The following is a 7166-nucleotide window of genomic DNA, read 5'->3' on the forward strand; positions in this document are numbered from 1 at the left end:
CAGGAAGAAGCCCTGGAAGCCCAGCTGCTCCGGCTCGGAGTCGGTGACCTTGACGACGCCGTTCGACGTGTACGTGGCGTCGGCCGGCAGGAACGGCACGGCCTCGTTGAACACGACGTCACCACCGGCGTCGGTGACCTTGAGCACCGGCGCATACCCCTGGCCGACGAGGAACACCGAGGTGCCGTCGATCTCGAGCGGGTGGTTGACCGTGATGTCGAACGTACGCTCGCCGGCCCCCGGCTTCGACGTGTAGGTCCCCTCGGCGCGGAACAGCCTCGGAGCACCGGCCTGCTGGCTGCCCAGCGGCTGGAACTTGGCGGTGAACGTGTCCAGCTTGAGGGAGAACGGCGGCATCTGGTCGGCGTCGAACAGCGATCCGGACCCGAACTCGTCGTACTGCGTCAGCGAGTTGGAGAAGCCCTGGCCCTCCGTCACGATCGCCGAGCCGCGATAGCCGAACAGCGTGCCGACCGCCACGCCGATCAGCACCACGACGACGCTGATGTGGAAGACCAGGTTGCCGGCTTCGCGCAGGTAACCGCGTTCGGCGCTGACCTCACCGTCCACCACATCGACCCGGGCCCGTCCCAGGGCCCTGCGGCCGGCGGCGACGACCTCGTCGACCGACGCGGACGTCTCGAACGTCGCAGAGGCCGGCAGGCGCGAGAAGTTGCGGGGGGCCTTGGGCGGCCGCGCGCGCAACGCCCGGAGGTAGACGAACGACCGCGGGATGATGCAGCCGATCAGCGAGATCATCAGCAGCAGGTAGATCGCGCTGAACCACGGCGACGTGTAGACGCTGAAGAAGCCCAGGTTGTCCAGCACCGGTGCGCTCTTGGGGTGGTCGATGAAGTACGCCTCGACCGCCCGGGCATCGACCCCGCGCTGCGGCACGAGCGATCCCGGGACCGCGGCGATCGCCAGCAGCAGCAGGAGGAACAGCGCCGTACGCATCGAGGTCAGCTGGCGCCAGAACCATCGGGTGAACTCCCGGCGGCCCAGCGCGCTGACGGCATTGCTGCTCATGCCACCGCCTCACTCATACCGGCGTCTCGAATCCGCTGACCCACGTCTGCATCTCGCCCACGAGGTCGGCCCACCAGCCGGTCAGCAGCATGACGCCGACGGCGATCAGCAGCACGCCTCCGACGATCGAGACCAGGCGCTGGTTGCGCCTGAACCACGACACCGCGCGCATGAACTTGCCGAAGCCGAGGGCCGCCAGCACGAACGGGATGCCGAGGCCCAGGCAGTACGTCAGGGCGAGGAACGCGCCACGCGCCGCCGAGGCGTCGTCGGTCGCGAACGAGAGCCCCAGCACCGCAGCCAGCGTCGGGCCGATGCACGGCGTCCAGCCGAGCCCGAAGAACACCCCGAGCAGCGGCGCGATCGCCAGGCCCACGGTCGGGACGGCGTGCACGCGGGTCTCGCGCTGCATGAACGGGATGAAGCCGATGAAGACCAGACCCAGGGCGATCACCATGATGCCGGTGACGATCGAGAGCTCACGCTGGTACTTCTCCAGCTCGAGCCCGACCGACCCGAACAGTGCACCGCCGAGCACGAACACCGAGCTGAAGCCGAGGACGAACAGCAACGACCCCGCGAGCAGGCGGCCGCGGCGGGCCGACTCGAGGTCCTGCGCGGCGACGCCCGAGACGTACGACAGGTAGCCCGGCAGCAGCGGCAGGACGCACGGCGAGAAGAACGACACCAGCCCGGCGAGGATCGCAACGGGAACCGCGAGGAGCAGGTTGCCGGAGTAGATCGTGTCCTGGAACCAGTCCGTCACGACGTGCTCTTCTGCACGTCGTCGATCACGCCGGCCAGCGTCGAGGCGCGCAGCTTGGGGTCCATGATGCGGGCTGCGACCCGCCCCTCGGAGTCGATGACCCACGTCGTCGGGATCGCCTGGGTCGGCAGGCTGTCGACGAACTCGAGCTCGAGGCTGCCGCCCTCGTCGGCGAAGCTGGGATAGCTGATGCCCTTCTTGCGGTTGAACGCGATCGCCGATGACGGATCCGGCGTACGCGTGAGCATGCCGATGAACTGCACGTCCTTGTCGGCGTACTCCTCCGAGATCTCCTTGAGCACCGGCGCCTCGGCACGGCACGGCGGGCACCACGGACCCCACAGGTTGATGACGATGGTCTTGCCGGCGAAGTCCGCGGTCGACAGCGGCTTGCCGTCGAGTCCCTCACCCGCGAGCTTCGGGGCCGGCTTGCGGTCGGCAGCCGGAACCAGCGTGATGAGGTCGTTCTTGCCGTCGGCGCCGACGTATCCGTCAGTCGTCCGGTCCCTGCCGCCACCACTGCACGCGGCGACAAGGGCCAGCGCCCCGATCGCCACCGTGACGCGGAGAGTGCGGCTCAAGAAATGCACGTTAGGCGCCGCCGACGAACTTGTTGCGCAGCGCGTCCGGGATCAGGTCGCCGGCCGGCTCGCTGTAGGTCAGGCCCACGAAGTGGTCGTCGTCGAACGTCAGCGTCGTGAGGCTCGCGAGCGAGCACTGGCGCTTGCGCGGGTCGTGGGCGAAGCGCGCCTTCTCGTACGACCGGCGGGCCGTCCAGACCGGCAGCTGGTGCGAGACGATGACGGCCTCATGGCCCCGAGCGGCCTCGCGGGCGTCGTTGATCGCGGCGCGCATGCGGGCCGCGATCTCCTTGTAGGGCTCGCCCCATGACGGCTTCAACGGGTTGCGCAGGTGCCACCAGTTCTGCGGCCGGCGCAGCGCACCGTCGCCGACGCCGAACGTCTTGCCCTCGAACTTGTTGCCGGCCTCGATGACCCGTTCGTCCGTCACGATGTCGAGCTTGAGGATCTCCGAGAGCGGCCCGGCGGTCTGCTGCGCGCGCTCCAGCGGCGACGCCACGAGGTGGGTGATGTCGTTGCCCTTGAGCGAGTCGGCGACCTTGGCGGCCATCTCGTGCCCGAGCTCGGAGAGGTTGTAGCCCGCGATGCGGCCATAGAGGACGCCCATCGGGTTGTGGACCTCGCCGTGCCTCATCAGGTGCACGGTGGTTCGAGTCGTCATGGTCGTCGTCCTTGTCAGCTGTCGGATGTCGCAAGGGCTGCGGCGCGCGCCGCGGCCGGCAGCGCCTCGGCAATTCTAGAGAGTGCCTCCGAGTCGTGCGCCGCCGAGACGAACCAGCACTCGTACGCGCTCGGCGGGAGGTAGACGCCGGCGTCGAGCATCGCGTGGAAGAACGGCCGGTAGCGCCAGGCCTCCTGCGCCTGCGCGCCGGCGAAGTCGGTCACGGGCTTGTCGACGCCCCAGAAGACGCTGAACATGTTGCCGGCGTTCTGCAGCGCGTACGTGACACCGGCGGCATCGAGCGCATCGGCGACGAGACCCTGGAGCTGGGCCGAGGCGTCGTCGAGCCGGGCGTACGCCTCGGCGTCGGCCAGCCGCAGCGTCGTGAGGCCCGCGGTCGTCGCGATCGGATTGCCCGACAGCGTGCCGGCCTGGTAGACCGGGCCGACCGGCGCGAGCTGCTCCATGACGTCGCGGCGGCCACCGAACGCCGCGGCCGGGAAGCCACCGCCCATGACCTTGCCGAACGTCAGCAGGTCGGGCCGCCAGCCCTCCGGCTCGCCGTCGACACCCCAGTGTCCCGAGCGGGTGACCCGGAACCCCGTCATCACCTCGTCGCTGATGAACAGCGCGCCGTGGCGCGCGCAGGTCTCGGCGAGGAAGCCGTTGAAGCCCGGCTCGGGCGGGACGACGCCCATGTTGCCGGCGGCCGCCTCGGTGATGAGGCAGGCGATCTGGTCGCCGTACGCCTCGAACGCGGCCTCGACGGCTGCGCGGTCGTTGAAGGGCAGCACGATCGTGTCGGCCGTGACGTGTGCCGGTACGCCCGGCGTCTCCGGCAGGCCCAGCGTCACGACGCCCGAGCCGGCCTCGGCCAGCAGCGCGTCGACGTGGCCGTGGTAGCAACCGGCGAACTTCACGATCTTGTCGCGCCCGGTGAACCCGCGGGCCAGCCGGATCGCCGACATCGTCGCCTCGGTGCCCGATGACACGAGGCGCACGGAGTCTGCCGGTGTACGCCCGACGATCTCCTCGGCGAGCAGCACCTCGGGCTCGCTGGGCGTGCCGAAGGACGTACCGCGGCCGACCGCGTCGGACACCGCGGAGAGGACCTCGGGGTGAGCGTGGCCCAGGAGCATGGGACCCCACGAGCCGACCAGGTCGACGTAGCGGTTGCCGTCGACGTCCGTCAGCCAGGCTCCGGATCCGGATCGCATGAAGATCGGGGTCCCTCCGACGGCCCGGAAGGCGCGCACCGGGGAGTTGACGCCTCCCGGCGAGACAGCGCGGGCACGGTCGAACAAGCCTTGCGAAGCGGGGTGGGAAGTCACGTGTTCCATTGTCCTCAATGGGATTCTCAGCTCGTCGGCGGAGTCGACCGACCGTAACCAACAGGCTGTCAACCTCGTTGTGAAGGTGTTCACTGCTTTGCGGCGCGTCCCGGCTGGCAGTAACATCGGTTTACGCTATGTCGCACTTCTCGCGACAGCATGGAGGGCACGTTCTTATGGGAGCTCGCAAGCTCACGCGTTGGCAAAAGGCCAGCGCCCTCGTTCCGATGGCGGTTCTCGTCGGAGCATGGGGCGCCATGGTGACCAGCGGGGGCCTCGCGACGGCGTCCGGTGGCAGCAGCGGTTCCGACATCCCGTCCGTGCCCGCCACGGCATTCGAGGACCCCGCCAGCGTCCAGCCGACGCCCGCCGGCATCGACGAGAAGGCCGGTCTTGCCGGCACCGTGTCGACGCTGTCGACCAACGGCATCCCGTCGTCCGCCCTCTACGCCTACCGCCGCGCCGAGACCCTGCTGGGCAAGGCGGACGAGTCCTGCAAGCTCCCGTGGAACCTCGTCGCCGCGATCGGCCGCGTCGAGTCCAACCACGGACGCACCAACGGCAACTCGCTCAACGCCGACGGCATCGCGACGCCCGGCATCTACGGCGTCGCCCTTGACGGCAACGACGGCCGCGCCCGGATCACCGACACCGACTCCGGCTCCCTCGACAACGACCCGGTCTACGACCGCGCGGTCGGACCCATGCAGTTCATCCCCGGCACCTGGAAGTCCGTCGCGGTCGACTCCGACAACGACGGCAAGAAGAACCCCCAGGACATCGACGACTCCGCGACCGCGGCCGGCATCTATCTGTGCGCCGGCACCGACGACCTCTCGACGCACTCCGGCGCCTCTGCTGCGGTCATGCGCTACAACCACTCCTCGTCCTACGTCGACCTGGTCCTGGCGATCTCCGCCCGCTATGCGCAGGGCGACTTCACGCAGTCGCCCAACGGCTACTCGACCTCCTCGGTGCTGACCTCGTCCTCCAACGACCAGACCCTCAGCGCCAGGCAGCGCGAGCGGGCCAGGGCGGCTGAGGAGGAGGCCAGCAGCGGCGGCACGAGCTCCGGCGGCGGCAGCACGGGTGGCGGCACGAGCACGGGTGGCGGCACCGGCGGGACCGATGGAGGCACTGGTGGCGGCACCGGCGGCACCGACGGCACCACGAGCGGCGGCGTCACCGGCCTGGTCGACGGCCTGGTCACCGATCTCGGCGGCACCACGGGGGGCACCGACGGTGGCACCTCGGGCGGCACCGACGGCGGCGGCTCGGCGACCCTGACCTGGGCCGAGGCCAAGACCCAGTGCATCGCCAGCGGCATCTCCGCCCTCGACCTGGTCAAGCTGACGAACTGCATCACCTCGCTGCTCAGCTGACTCAGCGACATACGCAGAAGGGGCCCTCCGGTGGAGGGCCCCTTCTGCATGTCAGCGTCAGCGGGTGAGGCGGGTGGCGAGCTCGGCGGCCCAGTAGGTCAGCACGATGTCGGCGCCGGCCCGGCGGATCGACAGGATGATCTCGTCGATCGTGCGCTCCCGGTCGATCCAGCCATTCGCGGCGGCGGCCTCGACCATCGCCATCTCGCCGGAGATGTTGTAGGCCGCGACCGGCACGCTGACCGTCGCGCGTACGTCGGCGATCACGTCGAGGTAGGACAGCGCCGGCTTGACCATGACGATGTCGGCGCCCTCTTCGATGTCGAGGAGCACCTCGCGAATCGCATCGCGGGCGTTGGCCGGGTCCTGCTGGTACGTCTTGCGGTCGCCCTGCAGCGACGACGCGACGGCCTCACGGAACGGACCGTAGAAGGCGGAGGAGTACTTCGCGGCGTAGGCCAGGATCACGGTGTCGTCGAGACCTGCGGCATCGAGCGCCGCGCGGATGACGCCGACCTGACCATCCATCATGCCGCTGGGACCGACGACGTGCGCCCCGGACTCGGCCTGCACGACACCCATCTGGGCATAGATCTCGAGTGTCGCGTCGTTGTCGACCCGGCCCTTGGCGTCGAGGACCCCGCAGTGGCCGTGGTCGGTGAACTCGTCGAGGCACAGGTCCGACATCACCAGCAGGTCGTCGCCGACCTCGGCCCGGGCGTCGGCCAGTGCGACGTTGAGGATGCCGTCGGGGTCGAGCGCACCGGATCCCTGTGCGTCCTTGTGCTCGGGTACGCCGAACAGCATGACGCCGCCGAGCCCGAGGGCGGCTGCCTCGGCGTACGCCTTGCGGGCCGACTCGCGGCTGTGCTGCACGACGCCGGGCATGCTGGCGATCGGCCTGGGCTGGCTGAGGCCCTCCGCGATGAACATCGGGAGGATCAGCTGGGACGGCTGGACGTGCGTCTCCGCCACCAACCGCCTCATCGCCGGCGACTGGCGCAGGCGACGAGGACGGTCAGCGGGAAAGGGCATGCGTGTTCCTAGGCCTTGCGTCGCGTCGAGGGACGCTTCTGCGAGGGCTTGGTGACCGGCTCGCCCGCGTCGAGGAAGGCGAGGCGACGAGCCGCACCGAACTCCGCGAGCGCATCGGCCAGCACCTCGACCGACGGGGACTCGGCGAGGACGTCGACCCGCAGGCCGTGCTCCTCGGCGGTCTTGGCAGTCGCCGGGCCGATGCACGCGATGATCGTCGACGTGTGCGGCTTGCCGGCGATGCCGACGAGGTTGCGCACCGTGGACGACGAGGTGAACATGACCGCGTCGAACTTGCCGGTCTTGATCGCCTCGCGCGTCGGCGCTGGCGGCGGGGCCGCCCGGACGGTGCGGTAGGCCGTGACGTCGTCGACCTCCCAG

General features: G+C 69.8%; 8 protein-coding genes. 1 reads left to right on the forward strand and 7 read right to left on the reverse strand.

Annotated features, from left to right (window positions below; all coding sequences use genetic code 11):
• The 5 genes from resB to hemL all read right to left on the reverse strand — a co-directional run.
• A partial coding sequence (gene resB / locus V6M46_RS15900; RefSeq protein WP_332666836.1) for a cytochrome c biogenesis protein ResB occupies positions 1–1029 on the reverse strand: 1029 nt, incomplete at its 3' end.
• Between the two features lie 13 nt (positions 1030–1042).
• A complete protein-coding gene (locus V6M46_RS15905; protein WP_332666838.1) occupies positions 1043–1795 on the reverse strand; it encodes a cytochrome c biogenesis CcdA family protein in 753 nt (250 codons plus the stop codon).
• Complete coding sequence (locus V6M46_RS15910; RefSeq protein ID WP_332666840.1) at positions 1792–2376, reverse strand: TlpA family protein disulfide reductase; 585 nt, start codon at positions 2374–2376, stop codon at positions 1792–1794. The genes V6M46_RS15905 and V6M46_RS15910 overlap by 4 nt, the downstream gene beginning before the upstream one ends.
• A gap of 10 nt (positions 2377–2386) precedes the next feature.
• Positions 2387–3037, reverse strand: coding sequence for a histidine phosphatase family protein (locus V6M46_RS15915; RefSeq protein WP_332666842.1), 651 nt, complete (start codon positions 3035–3037; stop codon positions 2387–2389).
• Between the two features lie 14 nt (positions 3038–3051).
• Positions 3052–4377: a glutamate-1-semialdehyde 2,1-aminomutase gene (gene hemL, locus V6M46_RS15920; protein ID WP_442880538.1), complete on the reverse strand. Its 1326-nt coding sequence runs from the start codon at positions 4375–4377 to the stop codon at positions 3052–3054.
• 248 nt (positions 4378–4625) lie between these two features.
• On the opposite strand from hemL, the gene V6M46_RS15925 reads away from it, so the two are divergent.
• Positions 4626–5750 (forward strand): lytic transglycosylase domain-containing protein, encoded by a 1125-nt coding sequence (locus V6M46_RS15925; protein WP_332666845.1) that lies wholly within the window; start codon positions 4626–4628, stop codon positions 5748–5750.
• Positions 5751–5807: 57 nt separating this feature from the next.
• On the opposite strand, the gene hemB is transcribed toward V6M46_RS15925, so the two are convergent.
• Together hemB and V6M46_RS15935 are read right to left on the reverse strand one after the other, a co-directional pair.
• Complete coding sequence (hemB, locus tag V6M46_RS15930; protein WP_332666847.1) at positions 5808–6785, reverse strand: porphobilinogen synthase; 978 nt, start codon at positions 6783–6785, stop codon at positions 5808–5810.
• A gap of 8 nt (positions 6786–6793) precedes the next feature.
• Positions 6794–7166: uroporphyrinogen-III synthase (locus V6M46_RS15935; RefSeq protein WP_332666850.1), on the reverse strand; the 373-nt coding region annotated here is incomplete at its 5' end.

It is taken from the genome of Aeromicrobium sp. (genome assembly GCF_036676885.1).
Taxonomy (GTDB): domain Bacteria; phylum Actinomycetota; class Actinomycetes; order Propionibacteriales; family Nocardioidaceae; genus Aeromicrobium.

What these genes read in the sequence shown, in the direction of transcription:
- hemL (WP_442880538.1), bottom strand. Translation starts at nt 4,377, where the DNA reads ATGGAACACGTGACTTCCCACCCCGCTTCGCAAGGCTTGTTCGACCGT.
- V6M46_RS15915 (WP_332666842.1), bottom strand. Translation starts at nt 3,037, where the DNA reads ATGACGACTCGAACCACCGTGCACCTGATGAGGCACGGCGAGGTCCAC.
- hemB (WP_332666847.1), bottom strand. Translation starts at nt 6,785, where the DNA reads ATGCCCTTTCCCGCTGACCGTCCTCGTCGCCTGCGCCAGTCGCCGGCG.
- V6M46_RS15925 (WP_332666845.1), top strand. Translation starts at nt 4,626, where the DNA reads ATGGTGACCAGCGGGGGCCTCGCGACGGCGTCCGGTGGCAGCAGCGGT.